19 protein-coding genes are annotated in these 24,321 nt (G+C 44.5%); 8 read left to right on the top strand and 11 right to left on the bottom strand.

Going from position 1 to position 24,321, the window contains the following annotated elements; translation table 11 throughout:
* Window positions 1–52: 52 nt before the first annotated feature.
* Together MSG35_RS08485 and MSG35_RS08480 are read right to left on the bottom strand one after the other, a co-directional pair.
* The gene (locus MSG35_RS08485) at window positions 53–769 is read right to left on the bottom strand and encodes a 3'-5' exonuclease (protein ID WP_123284763.1); all 717 of its coding nucleotides are present in this window, start codon (window positions 767–769) and stop codon (window positions 53–55) included.
* A gap of 5 nt (window positions 770–774) precedes the next feature.
* A complete protein-coding gene (locus MSG35_RS08480; RefSeq protein ID WP_048658410.1) occupies window positions 775–2,664 on the bottom strand; it encodes a DUF294 nucleotidyltransferase-like domain-containing protein in 1,890 nt (629 codons plus the stop codon).
* A 150-nt stretch (window positions 2,665–2,814) separates the two neighbouring features.
* Here MSG35_RS08480 and MSG35_RS08475 point away from each other — a divergent pair, with 150 nt between their 5' ends.
* Window positions 2,815–3,456 (top strand): outer membrane beta-barrel protein, encoded by a 642-nt coding sequence (locus MSG35_RS08475; protein WP_048664801.1) that lies wholly within the window; start codon window positions 2,815–2,817, stop codon window positions 3,454–3,456.
* 123 nt (window positions 3,457–3,579) lie between these two features.
* On the opposite strand, the gene MSG35_RS08470 is transcribed toward MSG35_RS08475, so the two are convergent.
* The 3 genes from MSG35_RS08470 to MSG35_RS08460 all read right to left on the bottom strand — a co-directional run bounded on the left by MSG35_RS08470 (window position 3,580) and on the right by MSG35_RS08460 (window position 7,064).
* The gene (locus MSG35_RS08470) at window positions 3,580–4,770 is read right to left on the bottom strand and encodes an amino acid aminotransferase (RefSeq protein ID WP_248383674.1); all 1,191 of its coding nucleotides are present in this window, start codon (window positions 4,768–4,770) and stop codon (window positions 3,580–3,582) included.
* 202 nt (window positions 4,771–4,972) lie between these two features.
* Window positions 4,973–6,514: an HD domain-containing phosphohydrolase gene (locus tag MSG35_RS08465; RefSeq protein WP_248383673.1), complete on the bottom strand. Its 1,542-nt coding sequence runs from the start codon at window positions 6,512–6,514 to the stop codon at window positions 4,973–4,975.
* 250 nt (window positions 6,515–6,764) lie between these two features.
* Window positions 6,765–7,064 (bottom strand): hypothetical protein, encoded by a 300-nt coding sequence (locus MSG35_RS08460; RefSeq protein ID WP_017060414.1) that lies wholly within the window; start codon window positions 7,062–7,064, stop codon window positions 6,765–6,767.
* 218 nt (window positions 7,065–7,282) lie between these two features.
* On the opposite strand from MSG35_RS08460, the gene MSG35_RS08455 reads away from it, so the two are divergent.
* A complete protein-coding gene (locus MSG35_RS08455) occupies window positions 7,283–8,686 on the top strand; it encodes a PLP-dependent aminotransferase family protein (protein ID WP_050654432.1) in 1,404 nt (467 codons plus the stop codon).
* Between the two features lie 127 nt (window positions 8,687–8,813).
* On the top strand, window positions 8,814–9,020 hold the full coding sequence (locus tag MSG35_RS08450; RefSeq protein WP_004734707.1) for a hypothetical protein: 207 nt from the start codon (window positions 8,814–8,816) through the stop codon (window positions 9,018–9,020).
* A 135-nt stretch (window positions 9,021–9,155) separates the two neighbouring features.
* Here MSG35_RS08450 and asnS read toward each other — a convergent pair whose 3' ends face one another.
* Complete coding sequence (asnS, locus tag MSG35_RS08445; protein ID WP_017060416.1) at window positions 9,156–10,556, bottom strand: asparagine--tRNA ligase; 1,401 nt, start codon at window positions 10,554–10,556, stop codon at window positions 9,156–9,158.
* 558 nt (window positions 10,557–11,114) lie between these two features.
* Between asnS and MSG35_RS08440 the strand changes: the two genes are divergently transcribed.
* Complete coding sequence (locus MSG35_RS08440; protein WP_052878183.1) at window positions 11,115–12,605, top strand: SulP family inorganic anion transporter; 1,491 nt, start codon at window positions 11,115–11,117, stop codon at window positions 12,603–12,605.
* 85 nt (window positions 12,606–12,690) lie between these two features.
* Here the strand turns inward: MSG35_RS08440 and MSG35_RS08435 are convergent, their stop codons facing one another.
* The gene (locus MSG35_RS08435; RefSeq protein ID WP_248383672.1) at window positions 12,691–14,313 is read right to left on the bottom strand and encodes a methyl-accepting chemotaxis protein; all 1,623 of its coding nucleotides are present in this window, start codon (window positions 14,311–14,313) and stop codon (window positions 12,691–12,693) included.
* A 565-nt stretch (window positions 14,314–14,878) separates the two neighbouring features.
* On the opposite strand from MSG35_RS08435, the gene MSG35_RS08430 reads away from it, so the two are divergent.
* Window positions 14,879–15,076 carry a hypothetical protein gene (locus MSG35_RS08430; RefSeq protein WP_048611631.1) on the top strand — a complete coding sequence of 66 codons (198 nt, stop codon included), beginning with the start codon at window positions 14,879–14,881 and terminating at the stop codon, window positions 15,074–15,076.
* Window positions 15,077–15,157: 81 nt separating this feature from the next.
* Complete coding sequence (locus MSG35_RS08425; RefSeq protein ID WP_017060419.1) at window positions 15,158–16,300, top strand: aromatic amino acid transport family protein; 1,143 nt, start codon at window positions 15,158–15,160, stop codon at window positions 16,298–16,300.
* Window positions 16,301–16,454: 154 nt separating this feature from the next.
* Here the strand turns inward: MSG35_RS08425 and MSG35_RS08420 are convergent, their stop codons facing one another.
* The 3 genes from MSG35_RS08420 to MSG35_RS08410 all read right to left on the bottom strand — a co-directional run bounded on the left by MSG35_RS08420 (window position 16,455) and on the right by MSG35_RS08410 (window position 20,099).
* On the bottom strand, window positions 16,455–17,816 hold the full coding sequence (locus MSG35_RS08420) for an L-serine ammonia-lyase (RefSeq protein WP_017060420.1): 1,362 nt from the start codon (window positions 17,814–17,816) through the stop codon (window positions 16,455–16,457).
* A 120-nt stretch (window positions 17,817–17,936) separates the two neighbouring features.
* Window positions 17,937–19,190, bottom strand: coding sequence for an aromatic amino acid transport family protein (locus MSG35_RS08415; protein ID WP_048658418.1), 1,254 nt, complete (start codon window positions 19,188–19,190; stop codon window positions 17,937–17,939).
* A 309-nt stretch (window positions 19,191–19,499) separates the two neighbouring features.
* Window positions 19,500–20,099: a CoA pyrophosphatase gene (locus tag MSG35_RS08410; protein ID WP_081228700.1), complete on the bottom strand. Its 600-nt coding sequence runs from the start codon at window positions 20,097–20,099 to the stop codon at window positions 19,500–19,502.
* Between the two features lie 304 nt (window positions 20,100–20,403).
* Here MSG35_RS08410 and MSG35_RS08405 point away from each other — a divergent pair, with 304 nt between their 5' ends.
* Together MSG35_RS08405 and MSG35_RS08400 are read left to right on the top strand one after the other, a co-directional pair.
* Window positions 20,404–20,946, top strand: a complete 543-nt coding sequence (locus MSG35_RS08405; RefSeq protein ID WP_017065424.1) for a heme NO-binding domain-containing protein — start codon at window positions 20,404–20,406, stop codon at window positions 20,944–20,946.
* 1 nt (window position 20,947) lies between these two features.
* Complete coding sequence (locus MSG35_RS08400; protein WP_248383671.1) at window positions 20,948–22,666, top strand: ATP-binding protein; 1,719 nt, start codon at window positions 20,948–20,950, stop codon at window positions 22,664–22,666.
* A gap of 162 nt (window positions 22,667–22,828) precedes the next feature.
* On the opposite strand, the gene pabB is transcribed toward MSG35_RS08400, so the two are convergent.
* Window positions 22,829–24,208 carry an aminodeoxychorismate synthase component I gene (pabB, locus tag MSG35_RS08395; protein WP_248383670.1) on the bottom strand — a complete coding sequence of 460 codons (1,380 nt, stop codon included), beginning with the start codon at window positions 24,206–24,208 and terminating at the stop codon, window positions 22,829–22,831.
* Window positions 24,209–24,321 lie beyond the last annotated feature (113 nt).

The following is a 24,321-nucleotide window of genomic DNA, read 5'->3' as shown; positions in this document are numbered from 1 at the left end:
CACTAATGGAAGTTAGTGGGCTTTGTGTTTATGTTTAGCTTACGAAACTCAATTAGAGCCAGAAATTCTTCAAAGGCATCTCTGCGTCAAAGTGATGAGCAATCTGCGCTTGGAGAAGCTCAGCGGTCGCAATCGCGTCAGTTAATGCATGATGCGGCGTGTAGTCGGGTAGGTGGTATCGACGACGGCTCTGCCCAAGCCTCACTGATGCTGGTTTTTTGCCTTTTAGCTTATTCCATAGGCCACCGGCCAGTTTGTTCTGGATCTGGGATTCAATCTCGAGCGTATCGAGAACTGGGAACTCAATGCCTTCTCCGAGTCGCACCTTCAATGCATTGTCCAAGAAGTCACGCTCGATTCGACGATAGTGAACCACCGGGATATGTCCCGCCATTGATTCTAAGATCTCGCCCAATACTTCGCTAAGGTCTGGCGCATCAATGATGTCATTGTGAGTGATACCATGAATAACGACAGATTCTTCTTCTAACTTTTGTTTTGGTCTCAGCGTCCAGTGTTTGGCTTGTCGCAAGTAGATACGATTGAGCGTAAACGGGACAAGACCAATGGTAATGATGCCGTCTTTGTTTGGGTTTAATCCCGTTGTCTCAAAGTCGACAGCCAAGAACATCACTTCTGAAAGTGGTGTATCAGGCGCAGGAAGAGGCTGGCTATAAAAGTGTATTAAGCGCTCGTCTTTCGCACGTTCTAACTTCTGAGCAAACTTAAATGGCCAATCGACCGCAGGTGATCTGAATAGTTTGTTCATAGGCCCTACTTAAACTTGTTGCTGGCTTGATAGCGGAACTTAAGGAAGTTTTGCGCATTACTTAATATTTGGAATGCATCCTTTAGGTTACGTCGCTCGAAGTCAGACAGGTTCTCTGGCTCGATGTTGTTATCAGGCTCGATGTTGTTGTCGACATCGTGTGCTTGGTGGCGAATACGAACTAGAGAGATAAACTCCATCGCATCTTTCAAATCTTGAGCTCGGCCTTTTGGCAGAATACCTGCGTCGATAATGTCATCCAAACGTTCGAATGAGTTCTTAGAGCGAGAGCCAACCGCCAACGAGTGAACACGAATCAAATCGGCCAGAGGCGCAGTACCACGACGCTTAAGGTTGATTGAGTTGTTGTGACGGCCATCTTTCTCCATCACGAAATCTTTGAAGAAACCGAGCGGCGGTGTGCGGTTGAGTGCGTTACGTGCAAGACACGCCAAGAAGCGGTTGTTCTTGCGTGCGCGTCGAACAATAAAGCTGTTCAATTGCTCAGCCCATTTCAGACGACCATAAACGCCATCTAAGTCGAAGAAGATTGAAGCATTCAACAGTGCTTTCGGGTTTGGATCATCAATCCAATCGGCAAAGCACTCTTCCCACTGGCGACGAGTCATACGCCACGTTGGGTTAGTCGCCATGATGTCGCCAGTACAGTACACATAGCCACATTGGTCTAAGCCATCACAAATGAAGGTCGATAGCTCTTCAAAGTATTTACCGTGTTTTTTCTCGTCGTAAGTATCATCAAGAATAATGGCGTTATCTTGGTCAGTAACGAGCAGCTGCTCATCACGCCCCATCGAGCCAAGTGCGAGGAAACAGTAAGGAATAGGCGCCTTACCCAATTTCTCTTCACCCAGTTCGATAATACGTTGCTTAAAGCTACGGCCAATTACCGACATTGCAGTACCCACCATGTGGGCGTTGGCGTCTTCGTTAACTAAGCGTACAAAGCTGTCTTTTACTTGCTCAGAAAGCACCTTTAGATCTTCAATGCTTTGTTGCTGGAAGATACTACTTACAAGCAACAGCGAGTTTTGAGATTCGTAACGGACAATATCAGTCGCTTCGATAATACCGATAGGTTTCTTATCTTTAAGCACAGGTAAGTGGTGCACGTTGTAGCGCAGCATGGTCATCATGGCTTCATATACATAGGCGTTGTGATCGAGTGAGATAACCTCGGGTGTCATCACGCTGGACACTTCATCCGATGGGTCGAGACCTTCGGCGAGTACACGTGTACATAAATCTCGGTCGGTAATGATGCCAATAACTGGCGTTGAATCATCTTCATCATCTTCAACGATATCTGGATCGATAATCAGTAGGGACGAGACGTTGTCTTCTGCCATCATGGTCGCGGCTTGTTGAATCGTGCGCGTTTTTTCGATCATTGGCGCTTCGCTGGTCAGCAGCGTTTTTACCTTTGATGTGGTTAGGTCGTTAGCGTCGTTGCTGTCTGAATTGGCTTGGCGCAGTCGCGCATTATCTTCTACTTCGACAAAGTCGGCGAATGAATCGTAGTTGTCGTAAAGCTCTTGGAAGATAGGTTCTGGAATGCAGTAGAGCAGGGTGTCTTCAGTCGCTTTGACTGGGAAACGCACCTTGTTGTTGGTCAGTAGGCCCATTTGACCAAAAAGATGGCCTTCATCAAGGCGGTTATATAGTTCACCTTTACGACGATAGACTTCGACTTCGCCGCTTCGAACCATATAAAGATCATGAATTTGGTCACCAAAGTGAATGATAGGGGTATCTTGGCGGTAATAAGAAATTTCCACGCTACTGGTCACTTTCGCCAACATCTCTTCAGGGAGTTCTGTGAAAGGGGGGTATTGTGCCAGAAAGTTTTGAATCTCTAATAACTCAGCATCCATAATGATCATCCATTGGTTTGTATGATTTCATGGTACAACATTTGATAATATTTTGCCGTCACAAATCAATCTGTGAGCTAAAACCTTTTTAAAGTCTTATGGATAGACTAACCTTTCAATTAATGGAGTGACAGTTTAAGGATGATAGGAATGTCGAAGTGGAAGCTTAGTTTTGTCTCTGCGGTTTTAGCGTTTTCTCCAAGTTTGTGGGCGGACACTAACGCGGTGGATATTCTTGATTATGACCACGTTTATGCCACGGCGCATTCGGGCAGTTTAAATGAAGATGCAGGCAGTAATAACAATGCCTCGTCGTATGGATTAGGCGTCAGTTACGCGATGACGGATGATTGGTTGTTGCTGGGCGACTACAGTGCACGCTTCATTCACCCTGACGACACCACGACTCGAATTGATACACTTATGCCGGGTGTTGGTTACCGTTACAGCATCAAGAAAGATTTAGATATAGTGGCTTACTACCTGCTTGGTATCACTAAAGGTAAGGTTGAAGATAATGACACCAACCGAACTGAATCTTCAGATACTGAGTTCATCCAAGGGGTAAAAGCTGAGCTTAACTATGGTTTTGCGAAACGTTGGATTGCCAACGGTAGTGTACAAGTGAATCGAAGTGATCTGTTTGATGAAGAGATTTATCACTTAGGTTTACGTTATCTCGTGACCAACAAGTTTGCGATTGGTGGCTCGTACCAACATCGAGATGGAGAAGGTAAGATTCGTAGCGAACGAACCAATGAGCTGGGCGTGGAGTTTTTCTTAGAGTATTAACTTACAAAGTATCTAAAACTGAAAGTCGAGACACAAAAAAGCCAGCTTAATCGCTGGCTTTTGCATACTTATCGGTCTGTAAGTGCAGGTTTCTGGTCTGCAAATACAGGTTTCACTTTACGATTAAAGAACCGCAGCGATCCCTTTACATAGAGGGCCCATGTTTGACTTAGTCATACCAGCAACGCTGATACGTCCAGAACCAACAATGTAGATTGCGAATTCGTCTTTTAGGCGAGTTACTTGCTCTTTGCTTAGACCAGAGAAAGAGAACATGCCGTTTTGACGTTCGATGAATGTGAAGTCTGAATCAACACCTTCAGATTTCAGTGTCGTTACGAATAGTTCGCGCATCTCTTGGATACGGTCGCGCATTTCTGCTACTTCTGCTTCCCATTCAGCACGTAGATCAGCATCACCAAGGATGTGAGTTACTACAGCACTGCCGTGCGCTGGTGGGTTAGAGTAGATAGAGCGGATAATGCTCTTAACTTGAGAGAACGCGGTTGTTGCTACGTCTGCAGATTCTGCAACCAGAGTGAATGCGCCAACACGCTCGTTGTACAAGCCGAAGTTCTTAGAGAACGAGCTAGCAACAAGGATCTCTTTGTTGTATTGAGCAAAAATACGTAGGCCAGCAGCATCTTCTTCAACGCCTTTTGCAAAACCTTGGTAAGCAAAATCGAATAGAGGAAGTAGTTTCTTCTCAGCAACCAATTTAGCCAGAACTTCCCACTCTTCAGTTGTTGGGTCGATACCTGTTGGGTTGTGACAGCAGCCATGAAGAAGAACGATATCGCCTGCAGAAGCTTTCTCTAGGTCAGCAACCATGCCTGCGAAGTCTTTGTCTTTAGTTTCAGCGTTGTAGTAGCTGTATTGAGCCGTTTCGATACCCGCAGCAGCGAAAACGCCGTTGTGGTTCGCCCAAGTCGGGTTACTGATCCAGATTTTTACGTCGCCCAGTTGGCGCTTGATGAATTCACCCGCTACGCGAAGTGCACCTGTACCACCTGGAGCTTGTGCTGTTTTAGCGCGCTGAGATGCAACGATCTCTGCGTCTGAACCGAAAAGAAGTTTCTGAACTGCTAGACCGTATTCAGCCGTACCTTCAATCGTTAGGTAAGATTTGGTTTTTTCGTTTTCAAGAAGTGCAGCTTCTGCTTTCTTTACTGTTTTAAGTACAGGCGTTTGACCATCTTCATTTTTGTAGATGCCAACACCAAGGTTGATTTTCTCTGCACGAGAGTCTTTTTTAAACTCTTCAGTAAGGCCGAGGATAGGATCGGCGGGAGCAGCTAACACTTTTTCAAACATAATCTTCATCCATGTCAATTGAGAGGGGATAGTATCTATGGGTAGTTATACCTGTATGGAATTTTTAAGACAATACGAAGTGAACAGAAAGGCTAAAAAAAATCCATTTCAATCAGATTTATTGACTAAAGAGGGTATTTGATAACAAAACACCCTACGGATTAACCTATAGGGTGCAAGAAGTTAGTGGTTTTTGAATAGATTATGCGGGCTGAGCAACAAGGCTTTCGCGTTCGAGTTCACTAGCGATATTTTTGCCATCTTTGTAGGTTGCTGCGATCGAAATAAACGCTTGTTCAACCGCTAGAAATGCGTCGACAACTTGTGGATCAAAATGCGTCCCATTGTCTTCTAAAATGATCTGTTTAGCTTGCTCATGAGTAAAGGCTGGTTTATAGACTCGCTTCGAAATGAGAGCATCATAAACATCGGCCAATGCCATTAAACGGCCAGATAACGGGATATCTTCACCAGACAACTGATTGGGATAACCACTGCCATTCCATTTCTCGTGGTGAGTCAGAGATATCTCCTTTGCAACTCTTAAGAAAGAGCTACTTCCCAACTGCTTTTCTGCAATAGATAACGCTTCAGCACCAATCGCGGGGTGACCTTTCATTATCTCAAACTCTTCGTCCGTCAATTTACCCGGTTTCAATAACACGCTATCAGGCACACCCACTTTGCCTACGTCGTGCAAAGGCGCAGATTTGTAGAGCAACTCGATGTAGTTTGGTGTTAACAAGCTTGAGTGGATTTCTGATTTGCTGAGTTCTTGTGCGAGCACCTTAACGTATTCTTGAGTTCTAAGTATGTGTGCGCCCGTTTCATTGTCCCTCGATTCGGCAAGCGCAGATAGGCTAACAATCGCAACGTCACGTGTGGTTTTAACTTCGTTTTGCGCGGTTTCGAGGCTATCAAGCATAGTGTTGGTCATTGAGGCCATTGAACCAAGCTCGTTGTAGCCGAAAATAGGTAAGCGAACGCCTTGCTCGCCATTGGTCACCTTGTTTAATGCACACTCTTGGCTTAGGAGAATGCGCTTAATTAGTTTGCTCCAAAGCGTCATGATGGTAATCGCATATCCACCCAGCACCACCGCCAAATAAATAAACTCTTTGATTACGCTGATCTTCCCTGTGCCATCCAATAAGCGATCTGGGTTATGTTCTAGCCAAAAGATGTCCTTGACGGCAATCATAGTTAGCATAGTCGTCAGTGTTACTAGAAGTACGATGACCAAGCCTATAATTTGCTTGACCAGTGAACTCCTTTCACCAACCAGTTGGAAGTCGAATTGCCCAGTCGTCTCCATTTTATCCATTTGGCTGAGCTTGGCGTTCAATTGAAGAATGGTTCCGGTAAAGAAACCGAATAAACTCATGCCAAAAAGCACCTTCAAATTGCTATCTATGGTGAATTCATAGCTTAAGTTGTAGTAGAGCGCGAAAGGCACACTTCCAGCAAAAAATAGCAGGGTATCGAGTTGCGCGAATCGGCCTTGTTTAACTAATGTATGTTGCGCTAATAAATAACGACGCGCGAGCCATAATAAGACAAACACAATACTGACTTGTGTGAAAATCTCTAACGTCGTTAAGCTCTCGAGCATAGGACACACCCGACTGCCATAGGTGCCAAACAGCACGCCAGCAATGACGTATAACTTAGTCGTTAGCGATTGATTGTAATTTGAAGTATCCATCGATAAGCCTTTGTTCTCATTCTTATTAGATTCACGCATTCATTGATTCACGACTTTAGAATTGCGAATGATTAGCATAACTGACGTGAATAAGACCGGAAATTCTATCGATAGCTTTCGTGGATTGATACAAGAAACTGGTTTGTGTTAGAGATTTGTTAGCTAGGTGGGGGTTATTGCAGCATTTTTATGAAGATACTTGAATAGCCTCGGTCGAGGTTCGAGGCTATTCAGTCTGTGTACTGGGTTAGAATCGCGAGTGATTGAGTTCGCTATCTACTTCAACCCGTTACTTTTTCAGATTGATTTCAGCTTCGATTGAGCCGGTTTCAATCTCTGGGTGAGACGCTAGTTTGTCTGCAGCCCATTGGTTGATGTGTTTCAGAATAGCAGACACCGCGTGTTTTTCCGTTGGTGCTTGGTCTTGTTCGACATCGATCTTTTGCTTTGGATGTGAGCCTGTCGCATCTTCAGCAATATGGAGCCAATCTGGGTGCCAGTAATATGGCTGGCCGCTCGGTGTTGTCCAACTGTGAACACCGTTTGACTCTCCTTTATAACTTAATTGGTCTGCTTCTATTTTTTTCATTGTTATCTCGCATGTTTTTGGGGTACATCAAATTATTGAGGTAGAAAGCCAACTTAGCTCCTACCTTGGGTACAAACTTAGCAAAGCTTACAAAGTTATCTGTGAACTAATTCACACTATTGTGGAAATTAGGTGCGATCATATGGATAGCAGCAATAGTTGTTGGCGTAAGTGATAAAATCACCGGCCCACAGAATTTCTCTAGGTAGTACAATTAGATGGCGCGTTATGAAGAGCTTGCAAAGGATATTCGAACTCAGATAGCCAACAATACGTGGCGATCCGGAGAGAAGATCCCTTCGGTACGCATGAGTTGTCGAAATTACAACGTCAGCAATAGTACAGTCTTACAAGCCTACCAGTTGCTAGAAAGCGAAGGGTGGATCATCGCTAAACCTCAGTCGGGCTACTTTGTAGCGCCAAGGCTGGACGGCGTTGATTACGCACAGCCACTCGTTAGTGAAAAGAAAGCCATTAATGACCGCTTATTTGATTTCTTGAAGTCGAGTTCAGCCGAAGGTGTGATTCCTTTCGGCTCTGCATTCCCCGATCCTGACCTGTTCCCGTTACCTACCTTGACTCGAAACCTTGCCAGCGCGGGCAGGAAAATGACTGGCGCCAGTGTGATCAATAATTTGCCACCGGGCAGTGAGTCCTTGAGAAGACAAATCGCGCAGCGTTATCTGCAGCAAGGGATTACGGTTAATCATCAAGACATCGTGATTACGTCGGGTGCTATGGAAGCGCTCAACTTGAGCCTGCAAACGGTCACCAAGTCGGGTGATAACGTCGTGATTGAGTCTCCCGCCTTCTATGGTGCTCTGCAGGCTGTCGAGAGGCTCGGGCTTAACCCTATCGAAGTGGACGTTTGCCCGATCAATGGGTTGAATATAGAGCAGTTTGAAAACGCGCTACAAAACCAAGATGTTAAAGCGTGTTGGCTGATGACGACTTTTCAAAACCCAACGGGAACCAGTTTGTCGGAACAGGCAAAGCGCCGTGTGGTAGAGATTGCAGAACAGCATGGAACCTACATTATTGAAGATGACGTGTATGGCGATCTTTATTATGAAGGGCACAAGCCGAAGCCATTAAAGGCTTTCGATAAGACCGATTCCGTCTTGCTTTGTGGGTCGTATTCAAAAAGCTTGTGTCCCGGTTATCGAGTAGGGTGGGTTGTGAACACGCGTTTTAACGATGCGATTCAAAAGTTACAGCTTCTTTCTACGTTATCGAGCAGCGCTCCCGTTCAACTTGGTGTCGCCCATTTCTTAACACATGAAAGCTACGACAATCACCTTCGTAAACTGCGTAAAAACCTTGTAGTCAGGAAAGAGCGATTTATCGATGTCATTAAGCAGTACTTTCCGCATTCAATCGAGATTGAAGAACCGGCTGGTGGCTACTTGGTATGGATTCGTTTCTCTGAAAAATTCGACAGCCAACAGTTTCATCAACTGGCTATCGAGCAAGGCATTAGCGTCGCATCTGGCGATCTGTTTAGTGAGCAGGGCAGAGTGGATAACGCGATACGATTGAACTTCTCTTATGAACTGACAGAAGAGAAAGAACAGGCGCTCATCTGGCTTGGCAAACTGGCACATCAACTTACGCACTCGTAAAACCTTAAGTCCCTCATAAAAAAGACAATCATTCCAACTGTACGGGTTGTTTGTGGGGTAACTGTACGCCTAATTGACCAAAGAGTTGTGATTCAATAACGGTAGACCAAATATTGGAGATACCGTTATGTTGAAAATGACTATGGGAAATGAAGTTAAGCTGATTATTGTCGCGATTGTGTGTGCGCTTCTGCTTATTCTCGGCCACGTACTGCTGGCAAAAGCATTCGCTGATATGGCGTGGGCGGAATACACCACTGCCGCGATCCCATTCGTTATGATGGCAATCTGCGGTCTCGCAATAAAATACGCTATCGACCAAGATGTGGATTAGCTTTTGAAATAATTAGTCTCAGATAGTGGTACGCAGAAACAGCCGTCGTCTTGTTTTATTCCGAACATAAAAAAACCTCCGCAAGTGCGGAGGTTTTTATTTGTTCTTAACTTTTAATGTCGAATAGGTTTCGAATTAGAAGTTTGCAGAGCGTGGTGTACGTGGGAATGGAATCACGTCACGAACGTTGCCCATACCTGTTACGTAAGATACTAGACGCTCGAAACCAAGACCGAAACCAGCGTGTGGCACTGTGCCGTATTTACGTAGGTCGCGGTACCAGCTCATGTGCTCAGGGTCGATACCCATAGCAATCATACGCTCGTCTAGAATGTCTAGACGCTCTTCACGTTGTGCACCACCGATGATTTCACCGATGCCTGGTGCAAGTACGTCCATTGCTGCAACTGTTTTGCCGTCGTCGTTTAAGCGCATGTAGAAAGCTTTGATGTCTTTCGGGTAGTTCTTAACGATAACAGGTGCTTTGAAGTGCTCTTCAGCTAGGTAACGCTCATGCTCAGAAGACATGTCGATGCCCCACTCAACGTCAAACTCAAATTTCTTACCAGAGTCTAGTAGGATTTGGATTGCGTCAGTGTAGTCAACTTGTGCGAAGTCAGCGTCAACGAATTGCTCAAGACGAGTAATTGCTTGCTTGTCGATGCGAGAAGCGAAGAACTCAAGGTCGTCGCGGCGCTCTTCAAGAACAGCAGCGAAAACGTACTTAAGCATGTCTTCAGCCAGTTTCGCTACGTCGTTAAGGTCTGCAAACGCAACTTCAGGCTCAACCATCCAGAACTCAGCTAGGTGGCGGCTTGTGTTTGAGTTTTCAGCACGGAACGTAGGACCGAACGTGTAAACCTTGCTTAGTGCACAAGCGTAAGCTTCAGCATTAAGTTGGCCAGATACTGTTAGGAACGTCTCTTTACCGAAGAAATCTTCGTTGAAGTCTACGTCGCCTTTTTCAGTGCGTGGTAGGTTTTCCATGTCTAGCGTAGAAACACGGAACATTTCACCAGCGCCTTCTGCATCAGATGCAGTGATAAGCGGAGCAGAAGTCCAGAAGAAGCCTTGCTCGTGGTAGAAACGGTGAATCGCTTGAGATAGACAGTTACGTACACGTGCTACTGCGCCAATCACGTTTGTACGTGGACGTAGGTGAGCAACTTCACGAAGGTATTCGATAGAGTGACGTGTCTTAGCCATTGGGTAAGTGTCAGCGTCTTCAACCCAGCCTACAACTTTAACGTCAGTTGCTGCTAGTTCGAAGTCTTGACCTTTCGCAGGAGACTCAACAATCTTACCCGTTACTTCAACAGAGCAGCCAGTCGTTAGCTTTAATACTTCGTTTTCGTAATTATTAAGATTATTAGGAACCACGGCCTGAATCGGGTCGAAACAAGAGCCGTCATAAATGGCAAGGAAAGAGATTCCAGCTTTGGAATCACGACGTGAACGGATCCAGCCGCGAACAGTTACTTCACTGTCTACCGCTAGCTTGCCGCCAAGTACGTCTGTTACAGGCGCGTAAGTCATGTTGATTTCATTCTCCATTGAGGGACAAATTCAACTCAAAGTCTCTGGCATTGCTGCAAATAAATATACATTTGCACAATAATTAGCCGAAACATTAAGTTGTATAAACTTTTTAAATCGATTGAACATATTACCTGTCATACCGACAGCTTCAACCTTTATTCTTGCTTGGTGAAAGAAATATTGTGTCTACTGACGATAAATAGGTTTGAGGGTGTGTTTTTTGTTCGATCTTAGCGTCAGCCTTACCTGTCACCCTATGTGAGCTGTTGAACGAGCAAGGCGTAATCGAAACCTTTGTTTTCAATAATGGGAGTGTGATTGTGTTGAAACTCGCTCTATATTGGCGCGGATTCAGTCATATTGGACTTGATCACCTTCTTAATTTCCCACTAAAGCAACAAGAGGAGTTTAATATCTACGTGTTAATTACGCCGCCTTAACCCCTGCATTCTCTCTACACCCGCACTTTTCGAGCGCTCGCTCATTCAAGAAAAACAGTCGATCAGATTATGTCTCAACAAGGCAGGACTGGCTGTACAAGTAAAAGAGAATTACATGCTTAATTATTTAAAAAAACACTGGTTATCAAACGTTAAAGGAGATTCATTATCTGGGATTGTGGTTGCACTCGCATTGATCCCTGAAGCCATCGCATTTTCAATTATTGCAGGCGTTGACCCTAAAGTAGGGCTATATGCTTCGTTCTGTATTTGTGTCGTCACTGCTTTGGTTGGCAGTCGTCCGGGAATGATTTCCGGGGCAACAGGCGCTATGGCGCTGTTAATGGTCACCTTGGTGAGAGAGCACGGACTAGAATATCTACTCGCTGCTTCATTTTTAGCTGGCGTCATTCAAATCGCAGCTGGGTATCTCAAGCTTGGTAACCTGATGAATTTCGTTTCTAAATCGGTGATTACTGGATTTGTTAACGCGCTCGCCATTCTAATTTTCATGGCCCAACTACCTGAGTTGATCAACGTCCCTTCAAGCGTTTACGTGTTGGTCGCTTTGGGTTTGGCGATCATTTATCTGCTTCCTTATTTCCCCAAATTTGGTCACGCAATACCTTCTCCACTGGTCGCTATTGTCGCCCTGACAATCATTAGTTTGTTGTTCGGCTTAGACGTGAGAACAATTGGCGATATGGGCAAGCTTCCCGACTCACTGCCTGTGTTCTTGATTCCTAATATTCCATTCACGTTTGATACACTTGCAACCATCCTTCCATATTCGATTGCTCTGTCTCTGGTTGGCTTGTTGGAATCCTTGATGACAGCGACCATAGTCGATGACCTGACCGATACGGAAAGCAATAAAAACAATGAGTGTAAAGGGCAGGGCGTTGCGAACATCGTGGCTTCCCTTTTTGGTGGCATGGCGGGCTGCGCAATGATCGGTCAGTCGATCATTAACATCAAATCAGGTGGCTTAACCCGATTGTCCAGCATGATCGCTGGGGTGGTTTTGTTGCTAATGGTGGTGTTTGTTTCTGATTGGTTGAAGCTGATACCGATGGCCGCTTTAGTGTCTGTGATGATCATGGTTTCTATCGGCACATTCTCATGGCGTTCCATTGTTGAGCTTAAAGATCACACACTGCCAACCAATGTAACCATGCTAGCAACCGTGGCGGTGGTGGTGGTTACTCACAATCTCGCAATAGGTGTTGCGGTTGGCGTGGTGCTATCGGCTCTGTTTTATGCGCATGCTAGCAAATCCATGGTGTTTATATCCGATGAAGTCGTGACAAACGAAATGCATACCATTCACCGAGTAAAAGGTCATGTCTTCTTTGCTTCGTCAGATGCGTTTGTCGACTTATTTGATTATGACAACGCGACCTCTTTAGTGACCATCGATATATCGGATGCGTCATTCTTAGATAATACCTCGGTCGAGGCGCTTGATAAGGTTGTGTTCAAGTTCCGTAAAAAAGGGGCTTACGTTGAAGTGTCAGGAATGGATAGCGTGAGTGCGAATCTGATAGTCAAACACGCGATGTATCACAAGCATAAAGATTTAACCGCGGTTTCCATTACACACTAATCATTGTTTAAGGTTCTTTGAACGCCTCACTAGACATTGCTAGGAAGATAAAGCGCTCATTGTTGAGCGCTTTTTTGTTGGCGATCTATGACTTCTTCTTTGTACTCGACAAAGTGAACTGATTAATCAGTGACTCAAGGTGATCAGACAGCTCTTCTAAATCATTACTGATTCCACGAGTCTCAGCCGCAGACTGCGATGTGTTGTCTGCGTGAGAAGTGATGGTCTCAACCTTTTGTTGAACATCTTCGGTCGCGTGTGTAGTGGATTGCGTCTGTTGTTGAATATTTTTCGCATGAGCCAGTACTTGTTTCATCTCTTCAACGACACCATTCATTTCAACGGACAGTGCGTCGATATCGGTTGAGCTTTGATGGGCTTGTTCGCAAACGCGGTCGGCAGAATTCAGCGACTCTTCGCTGCCTTGTTGGAATTGATGAATGATTGACTCAATGCTGCCTGTTGCTTCAGCGGTTCGCGATGCAAGGTGGCGAACTTCATCTGCGACTACCGCAAACCCACGCCCTTGTTCTCCCGCTCGCGCCGCTTCAATCGCTGCATTCAAGGCCAGAAGGTTGGTTTGGTCTGCAATGCCACGAATTACACTCAATATTGAAGAGACCTCTCCGGTTTGCTCATTGAGTGTCAGTATTTTGTGTTTCACTTCTTCTATGCTGCTAACGAGGTTTTTTATCTCGCTGCTTGCGTCGTGTGCTTGGTTGGCACTCTTACACGCCACATCAGCGGTGTGATTGATAAGCTCTGAAGCCGTTAACGTCGCTTGTTCTACATTGACTTGTTGCGCCTGTATCCCTTCGATATTGTGTTGCACTTCTGCGGTTTCGCTTTGCTGGTCGCTGGCGGCTTGCTCGGTAATTTGCGCGACACTAGTCAGTCGGTTTGCCGAGGCATTTAACTTGTGCGAGGTGCTTTGTACCTTTTCTAAGCTGTCAGATACGGTTCCCATGAACGAGTTGATGGAGTTAGCCAGCGTGCCAATTTCATCCTTGCTTTGCTCTGGCAGCCGAGTTGATAGGTTTTTATCACTGCTGACTTGGGTCATAAAGCGAGAGGTTTGTTGAAGCGGGCGGACGATAATCTTACGAATTAACCCCATCGTAAGCACGAATCCGGCAAACGAGATCACTGCCATAATGCCAATAGCAGCCATGGTTTGAGTGTTTATTAGCGAGTTAACATGGTTGAGGTTATATTCGAGGCGAATCGCACCCAATACTTCACCTTCTGGTGCCATATGACAGGCGACACAATTGGTTCCTCGATAATCTTCACTCGACTTCATTGGCAGAGCAATAACTAAGCCTTTGCCCCAATCAGCAGAAAAAGGTTCGATAACGGTTTCGCCCGCTAGCGCTCGTTTATCAATATCGTCAACCGGTGTTTGGTTGTCATTACCTGGGCCGTATAACTTGCTGACAGCGTCGGCGCGTAAAACACGAACGTCTTCAATGCCTTCTTGAGCCAGTGCTTTCTGACGAAGGGTCTCTTTTTGTGCCATGGTGCCGGTGAGCATCATCATATTGAGGCTATCGAAGTAGTTACTTGCTTTGTCGTGAAGCTGCTCACTTAACACTGAGTTTACAAGTTGCTTTTGTTGCGAATATTGGAAATAGGTCGATATTGCCAGTAAAAAAGTGAACACGATGGCGAGGGCCACTAGGATTTTAAAGGTGATTGTTGAGCGCATAAGGTGTTTGTTTTTATTAATTATAATGACGCAAATACTGTACTAGTAAGAATTCCTACCACCTATGGGGTATAACGAATTGTGTGACCACACTCCGGTTGTGGTTATGTTTCTGTGATGTAGCGAGTTTGTGTTGTGTCTGATGTTGAAATGGAACGCGCTTCAAGCTCGTCACTGTTCTCAAAACATAGTGTGGTTCTTAAAACATCGTGTTGTGAAAAATACAGCTTCTATTGAAACAGACTGCTGTTTTGGGAATAGAGCGCTGTTATTGAAGTGCAGCAACGGGCTGTGAGTCTGCTGATAGTTAGAAAAGCCTTGGTTGTTGATTAGCTCGATGTATTTGTCAGCTTGTCTTTTATCAATAAAGACTATTATTTTAGATGGCTTAGTGGTTAATTTATATCCAAACGGCTGTTTTGTTCAATTTAATAGCAAAAATTGTGGTTATAGCGTTGTGTTTCGAGGCTCATTCGATAAGATGAAAAGACCTCTATGATAGAGGTAGGGCAGCAACGGATACGCTGCTTCAAATACTATGGAATGTGACTTATTGGACACATACATGAAATTCAAGATTACATCGCCGATTATTGAACCTACGGAAGGTTCACCACATCAGTTAATGCTAACTCACGCTTCTCGTTTTACCTCTTTTAAGACAAGCTCTCCTTTGAACGCCCTGTTCGACAACGTCTCTGCACGCTTCTTTACCGCTTATCGCTCCTATTGTTATTCGTTTTATAACTTTATTTCTATCTGAACTCCTTTGTCATCCGCTCGATGAACGAAGACTCACATCTATAAAAACTAAACAAATAAGTTAAAAACAATGAATATTAAAATGATGGGTAGCTCCCTAATTATCGCTGGTACCGCTCTCGGTGCTGGTATGCTTGCGATCCCAATGGTATTAGCTCAATTCGGATTGCTTTACGGCACACTGCTTATGGTACTGATCTGCTTCGGTACGACTTACGCAGCATTACTACTTCTAGAAGCGACCATCAAAGCGGGTGGCGGTCTAGGATTAAACTCTATCGCCCGAAAAACCTTGGGCAAACAAGGTCAGCTGCTTACCAACGGCTTGCTATACGCGTTGTTGATCTGCCTATTAATGGCTTACATCTTGGGCGCAGGTGATTTGCTGAGTAAGTTACTGTCTAACTTTGGCGTCGAAATTACCGCGACTACCAGCCAAACCGTGTTTACCTTGCTTGCTGGCGCTGTAGTCGCAAGTGGTACCGGTGTGATTGATAAGCTCAACCGAGCATTGTTCTTCGTGATGCTTGCTAGTTTGTTTGCAACCATGGCTTTCTTGGCGCCGAGCATGACTCAAGAAAACTTGATGCAGGTAACCAGCCATGACCACGTTGATCTAATCAAAACCAGTGCCATCCTGTTTACGAGCTTTGGCTTTATGGTGGTGATTCCAACCTTGGTTTCTTACAACCACGAAGCGACAGATAAACAGCTGCGTAACATGGTGATCATCGGTTCTCTGATCCCATTAGTGTGTTACTTGTGTTGGTTGTTTGCGGTAGTGGGTAACTTGAGTGAAGAGCAATTCAGAAGCTTTGAGAACGTATCAGATTTGATGGCGGCGTTTGAGGCTCAGTCTCCTTGGGTGGGTAACGTTCTGTCTACCTTCACGGGCTTGGCGTTGTTGACCTCTTTCTTTGGTGTGGCGATGGCGTTGTTCAACCAGAACAAAGATATGTTCAACCAAAATACAGCGGTAACGTACTGCATTAGCTTTATCTTGCCGTTAGCGGGTTCATTGCTTGCTGCAGACAAGTTCCTACAAGTGCTGAATTACGCAGGTATCATCTTGGTGTTCCTAGCGGTGTTTGTTCCTCTGGTGATGGTTCACAAGCAGCGCTTCATGAAAGTTGCTGATGATAGATACCGAGCAGAAGGTGGCAGCGCAATGATGTTGTTCTCACTGCTGTTTGGTTGCTTCCTGCTTATCTCACAAGTGATCTAGTTCTTTGGCCCATTATCTAAGATGCAAATCGAGCATCTTAGATATAAGTGGCCGGAATTTAGATAGAAAAAAAGGAACGCATCGGCGTTCCTTTTTTATTATTTGCTCGTTACCAAGCAAGCTGTGTTAGAGGCTATTAGCAAACTAATGCTAATTAACAAACAACCTTAACAGCCAAACCACCTTGAGATGTCTCACGGTATTTAGCGTTCATGTCTTTACCTGTTTCTAGCATTGTTTCGATAACTTTATCTAGAGAAACAGTAGGAGCAGAAGAACGACGAAGTGCCATGCGAGTTGAGTTGATTGCTTTAACTGCAGCAATACCGTTACGCTCGATACATGGTACTTGTACTTGGCCAGCAACTGGGTCACACGTTAAACCTAGGTTATGCTCCATGCCGATTTCTGCAGCCATACATACTTGCTCAGGGCTACCACCCATAAGCTCAGCAAGACCAGCAGCAGCCATAGAGCATGCCACACCAACTTCACCCTGACAGCCAACTTCAGCACCAGAGATAGAAGCGTTACGCTTGTAAAGACCACCGATCGCGCCAGAAGCTGCGAAGTAACGGATGTAGTCTTTCTCTGTCACTGTTTGGATGAACTTATCGTAGTAAGCCAATACAGCAGGGATGATGCCACATGCGCCGTTTGTTGGTGCCGTTACTACACGGCCGCCAGCTGCATTTTCTTCGTTTACTGCGAAAGCAAACATGTTTACCCAGTCAACAACCGACATTGGATCATTGGTTGTTTTTTCTGAAGTCATTAGCTGTTGGCGAAGTGCTGCTGCACGGCGAGGAACACGTAGTGGACCAGGCAGGATACCTTCAGTATTCATACCGCGATCCATACACTCACGCATCGTTTTCCAAATGTTAGCGAAGTAAGTGCGAGACTCTTCGTCTGAGTGGAATGCTGCTTGGTTTTTCATAACCAGTGTACTGATAGAAAGACCGCTTTCTTTACACTGATTAACCAGCTCTTCAGCTGTTGTGAATTCGTAAGGTGCTTTGATTGGGTTTTCTTCTTCTTTGCCGAAGTTCTCTTCGTCAACGATGAAACCGCCACCAATTGAGTAGTACGTTTTTGAGTATGCAACTTCGTCACCAACCCATGCATGAATGCTCATGCCGTTCTCGTGTAGAGAAAGGTTGCTAGTGTGGAAGTTCATACCGCCATCGCGTGGGAACGATACTGTATGACAGTGCATGCCAACAGGAAGGCGCTCAGTTTCTTCTACGCGAGCAATGAAGCCAGCAATAGAATCGATATCAACACGCTCAGGAGTATTGCCAGCAAGACCCATGATGATTGCGATATCTGTGTGGTGACCTTTCCCTGTCAGTGATAGTGATCCATATACGTCCACGGTGATTTTAGTGATGTCGCGCAATTTTCCCATTGAACGTAGGTCATCAATAAACTCTTTACCCGCTTTCATTGGTCCAACTGTGTGTGAGCTCGATGGACCAACACCGATTTTATAGATATCAAATACACTAATCATAGCGATTACCTCAAAAAGAGAGCCTCCCAAGGGGAGTAGGGAGGCTCATTTATTATCATTATATTTTTTGTTTAATCTCGCGATATAAGATGGATGCCATCTTATAAAAAGGGCTAGAGATTAAAGAGCGCCGTAGATTACAGAACTAATAGCCGCTAGACCACATAAAGCTGTAAAGATTTGTACAGGTGCTGAAGTTTTGTACTTAGCCATTGCTGGTACTTTGTTCATTGCGAATACAGGCATTAGGAACAGGATAGCTGCAATCATTGGAGCACCCATTGTTTCAATCATACCTAGGATGCTTGGGTTAACTACCGCAACAATCCAAGTTGTAACAACGATGAACGCTAGAGAAGCTTTCTCAATCTTAGAGATTGAAGAACCAGAGCGAGACTTGATTAGACCAACAAGACCTTCGTGAGCACCTAGGAAGTGACCGAAGTAGCTTGAAGTAATCGCTGCGAACGCTACTAGAGGACCCATGTAAGAGATAAGTGGAGACTCATGTACGTTAGCTAGGTAAGAAAGAACAGAGATGTTCTGTGCTTGTGCTGTTGCTAGTTGCTCTGGAGATAGAGAAAGCACTACAGAGAATACGAAGAACATTACAAAGCCCATCAGCATCATTGCTGCGCCGCCAGTGATTTGGTCAGTTTTCTTAACTGCGTCTTCACCGTATACACGACGTTGCTCTTTAGAGAACTGTGAAATGATTGGGCTGTGGTTGAAAGAGAACACGATGATTGGAATAGCAAGCCAGATAATAGAAGGCATTGTTGACCATTCTGGGCTTACGTCCATCATTGAAGTGTTCCAATCAGGAACTAGGTAGAAAGATAGTGCTAGTAGGATGAATACTAGTGGGTAAACCATCGCTGACGTTGCTTTAAGCATCAGCTCTTTACCGAATACAACACCTGCTGTCATAGCAAGGATAAGTGCACCAGAAAGAAGAGGACGTGGAATAGATTCCATACCCATTTGGTTTACTAGGAAAGAATCAACCGTGTTTGTGATACCAACACCGTAGATAAGAACGATTGGGTAGATAGCGAAGAAGTAAGCAAAAGTAATAATGTTTGCGCCAGTCTTACCGAAGTGCTCTTCAACTGTGTCTGTAATATCTGCTTCAGGGTTTTTAGCAGACAGTACGAAACGAGCTAGAGATTTGTGTGCGAACCAAGTCATCGGTGCCGCGATTAGAGCTAGGATAACTAATGGCCAAAAACCACCCGCACCAGCTTTGATTGGAAGAAATAGTACGCCAGCACCAACTGCTGTACCGAATAGTGATAAACACCAGGTAAAATCTTTATAGTTAAACTTGCTTGAATCTTTAACGGCATTTGCCGAAGAAGTTGTTGTGTTCATGTTAAATTACTCATTTTTTGGGAACAGGAAATAAGTCGGGGCTAATTCTGCAGAATTTTCTTCTACAAAAAATAGATCTAAATCATGTAATGAAACGGCGTGTCACATGATATGCGAAAAACGGATTTTTGATCACGAAAATAGCGTGCCACAGGTGATTTATGTTTATGCTTGGTATTAGTTTTTTTTATGCGAAAGGGCGGGTTGTATAGATCTATAGCAAGTAAACGTTTGCGTAAAATTGCATTAATAATTCTGTTCCATACAAAGCTTGCGATTTGTTAACAGAGATTAAACAAAACGTAGTTGCTATGTGATTTGTTGCACTACATGCTGCTGCAGCGATTGGATGATTTGCGCCGTAACGCCCCAAATTAGGTGCTCTTGGAAGGGCATCGCAAAAACACGATGCTTGATTTGTTTGAAGTTAACAGTGTGGCTGTGTAACTTGGCTTGGTCTAAAACATAGGTGGCAGGCACCTCAAAAATAGAGGCAACTTCATTCTCATCGATGATGGCTTCATAGTCAGGATCGACCAGGGCAACAATCGGTGTCACAGAAAATTTACTAATAGTACTCAAAGCGGGTAATTGCCCAACAATTTTAACTTGATCCGATCGAATTCCTACCTCTTCATGGAGCTCTCTAAGTGCAGTAAATTGCATAGAAGGGTCAGAGAGTTCATGTTTACCGCCAGGAAAACTGACTTGGCCCGGATGATGCTTTAAATGAGCGGCTCTTTTAGTAAAAATGACATGTAAACCATCTTCTCTTTCAACTAAACCTACCACCACTGCCGCTTTACGTAATTGATCGCCACTGATATGCGAAACACGCTCTACTGACTCTGGGTGATAGCCAACGGTAGGGTTTAGTTGGAATTGTTGAAGGAAGTTTTCTTTATTCATATCAAGCCAATATATTGATTATTATGATTTTAAGTATAGACATAACCGTGGGCTGATTACCAATTTTGAGTGTGTCTTCATTTACTTACCTTTAGTTTAGCGATTAACTAGGCGTAATTAAGGGCCACGTTGTGACTGACATCCTTAAAATGCCGGTTTTTGCTATATTCAATATGTACGCATCTGCGAGTAAGCGTTACCCATGTCATAAAATTGGGTTACGAAGCGTAGATTTTGTGTTTAAGAATTTGATAACAATGACTTAGTGAACCATTCTAAAAAGAAATAGAAGAAAAGGTATGAGATGAAAGGAATCATATTCACCGAATTTTTAGAACTCGTCGAAGACAAGTTTGGGTTAGAGCTTTTGGAAGAAGTTCTAGAGATGTCAGAAGATGAAGGGATCTACACATCTGTCGGAAGTTACGACCACAAAGATCTGGTTAAACTCATCATTAATCTGAGCAAAAAAACCGATATAGATGCAGCAAGCTTGCAACGCGTTTTCGGGCAGTCCGTATTTAAGAACTTATTAGCCTCATTGCCGAATAAAGCGAGCCTTGCTCACAGCAATACCACCTTTCAATTTATTCAGCACGTAGAGCGCTACATTCACGTTGAAGTGAAGAAGCTTTATCCAGATGCTGAGCCACCTGAATTCAGTTTTATCACCACGACCGAAGCACAACTTGTTTTTGACTACAAAAGCGCAAGATGTATGTCTCATGTTTGTTTAGGGCTTATCGAAGGGTGCGCTGAATACCACGGTGAATCTATTGCGGTGGAGATGACGCCACAAAATGATGACCAAAGCGTGGTTAGGTTTAATCTCAAAGTAGAAAAGTAATATGGATCTGGCATCTGCCCTAGAGAAGAAACTCAAGCGTCAAATCGCGGCGAGGAAAGCAGCTGAAGCATTGTTGGAACAGAAGAGCCTTGAACTGTTCGAGGCTAACCAACAGCTTGAGCTAGCTTTGCGTCAATTAGAAAAGCGCTCCAACGCGAATTTACGTCGTATTGAATTTCAAGAACAAATCGACAACCTGTTGATTGACTTCGGGCGCGCGTTTCTTCGAAGTGATTTAGATGATGTAATGCTGTCTCAACTGACCACAAACGTGACCAACAGTTACCTCATTGAAGCTAGCCGCTTGATATTACCTTCAAAGCTGCTCCCACAACTTCAGACCTACGATTATGGTGATGCATCGGTTGGTGATTTCGACCAAGAAATTGAAGAAATCAAATGGGAAGATGATTTACTAACAGTGCCGCTTGAAGTTGAGAAGGTTATCGTTGGAGCACTAATCGTAAAGGTCAACCTATCTGAACAAGATGTCGACTTCATTGAGAGCCAACTGTTATTGGTCACAGACCTTATCTGTAGTGCTATTACTCACCAATTAGCAATCAACCGAAATATTGAATCACGTAAACGAGCGGAAGAGTCCGAAAGGGCAACGCGTGACTTTGTGGCCATGATTAACCATGAGTTAAGAACTCCGCTTAATGGCTTGTTAGGTAGTGCAGAATTGATCAGTGATACCGAACTCAACAGTTCTCAGCGTGAAATTGTGAACAACCTGAGCCAGTCTGGAGAGTTTCTCAGAACCATCATTAATGATCTATTGGATTACAGCAAAATCAATGCAGGGATGTTGGATCTTATTCCTAAGAAATTTGCGTTGCATGATTTGAGAAACACGATTGAAAGCATCTTCGTCAATCGAGCAATAGAGAAGCAGCTTGAATTCAATATCAGTGTTGCGTCAAATGTTCCTTCCCATTTTCAAGGCGATTTAGAGCGCATCACTCAGCTGTTTGTGAACTTAATCGGTAATGCGATTAAATTTACAGAAGAAGGGCATGTGAATGTTGATATTGAGTGGGACAAAAACCAATTTGTTTTCTCTGTAGAAGATACCGGAGTCGGAATTGCTGAATCGGCGCATAAGACGCTGTTTGAACCTTTTACGCAGGCAGATAACTCAAGTAGCAGAAACTATGAGGGCACCGGGCTTGGGTTAGCGATTTGTCGCAAACTGGTGGCTCTGATGAATGGCGATATTGGGGTGACCAGTGTTGTTGGCTCAGGTACGACGTTTACCATCTCGATTCCTCTTCAAGTTGTCGATGTTCCAGCTGAGAGTGATAGTGTCGCCAAGGGCTTCGAGTCTGAAGCGGAATTGTCACTACTTAAAGTGCTGGTGGTTGATGATATTAAAATGAACCAGATCATCATCCAACAAATGCTTCGTAAACATGAGATTGAACCGGCTATCGCAAGTAATGGTGTTGAAGGGTTTGAGCTCGCGTCAGACAATGAATACGACATTGTATTCATGGATTGCAGAATGCCCGTTATGGACGGCTTTGAAGCGACAGAGAAACTAAGAGAGAACGGTTACGTTAAATCTATTGTGGCACTGACCGCCGGAACGACACTTGAAGAACGCGAACGTTGTATTCAGTGTGGAATGGATGACATTTTGAGTAAACCTTACACCGCCAATGATCTTAAAGAGATGCTTAAGAAGTGGGGTGTCTCTGCGGTGAAGGTCGCTTAAACACGCTAATAATGCGTTGTGAGCAATGCACTCTAGTTCAAAGACTAAAAAACCGAAGTGATCTTGCGATCCTTCGGTTTCTTTTTATATCGAGTTTTTGCTGAGCGTTAAGCCGCAGAACTCGTCATTAAATCGCGGAACTCGCAGTTAATGACGCTAGGTTTAGCAATCTTCAAGTACCGGTAGAATTCGACTCAGCTTATCCAGAGTTTCTTGGTATTCAGAAGCACAATCACTATCAAATACCACACCACCGCCAGCCCATGCATGAAGCGTATTGTTCTCGGCGACTAATGTACGAATGGTAATACTGGTATCCATTCTGCCATTTCGGCTGATGTAGCCAATACTGCCGCAGTACGCTGAACGTCGATGCGGTTCTAACTCTTCAATGATCTGCATCGCGCGAACTTTTGGTGCGCCAGTAATCGATCCTCCAGGGAAACACGCTCTCAGAAGGTCAGTCGCAGAATATTGTTCATCAAGGTCTGCTCGTATCGTGCTTACCAAGTGGTGCACGGCAGGGAAGCTCTCAATATCGAACAACTTTGGTACATGCACTGTGCCCGGTTTTGCCACTCGGCCAATGTCATTACGAAGTAGGTCGACGATCATCAAGTTTTCCGCCTGATCTTTATCGGCGCTTGCCAGATCTTGCGCGTTAGCATCATCAATCATCGGGTTCTCAGAACGAGGTCGTGTGCCTTTAATTGGCTTGGTTTCAATGACGTTGTCTTTGAGTTCTAAGAAACGCTCTGGCGAAACACTGATGATTGCGCAGTCGGCCAAACGGATGAAACCCGAAAAGGGTGCTGAGTTGTACTGCTCTAACTTGTCATAAGCCAGCCATTCACTGCCTTGGTATTGAGCATTGAAGCGCTGAGCTAAGTTGATCTGATAGCAGTCCCCGGATAACAGGTATTCTTGAACGCTATCGAACTTGGTGGCGTAGCTCTCTTCGCTCATATTGGATTTCCATGGTGTGGTTAATCCAAAGGGCGCATGTGTTAGGTGTGATTGACCCATTTTCTGCATCAGCCAATCATGATGTTCATCGATATTGTTACCGACAATACACGCCGTTTTCAGTTGGTGATCAACGATAACAGCCCATTCATACAAGCCAACCGCCATGTCAGGTGCTTCAATATCACGCGTTGCGAGTGATGGAAGTGTCTCGACTCTGCGCCCCAAGTCATAACTGAAATAGCCTAAAGCGCCGCCAACGAATGGCAGCTCAGTGTGCTCTTTAGTCGCAGGCAATAACTGTTGCTGATATTGGTCGAGTAGTTCGAAAGGATCGGAGTCTGAAACCTCCCACGTCTCATTAACATTAACGGTCGTTTTTGCACCGATTGTTTCGAAGGTGGCGATGGGTTGAGCAACTAAAATATCGTATCGACTATCAACGTGGCTTTCTGAAGCGGAGCGTAATAGCATTGCCCACGGCAGGTTTTCAATATGGGAAAACAGCTGTTTAGCTAAAGTTGATTGATATTCAAGCGGCTTGATTTGGATAGAGCGAAATTCGTTGTTATTCATTTGTTTAATTTGTGACAAAGAGTTCGATCACTGCATGGCGTGTGAGAGGAAGCAAGAGTATCATAAATTGAAAATAAAATGGGTTCTTGATTAGAACGGAGTAATCCAAGTGG

It is taken from the genome of Vibrio sp. 1CM23M (assembly GCF_023161755.1).
GTDB classification, from domain to species: Bacteria; Pseudomonadota; Gammaproteobacteria; order Enterobacterales; family Vibrionaceae; genus Vibrio; species Vibrio coralliirubri.
Note: the sequence above shows the minus strand (reverse complement) of the source record. Positions and strands in the feature narration are given on the sequence as shown.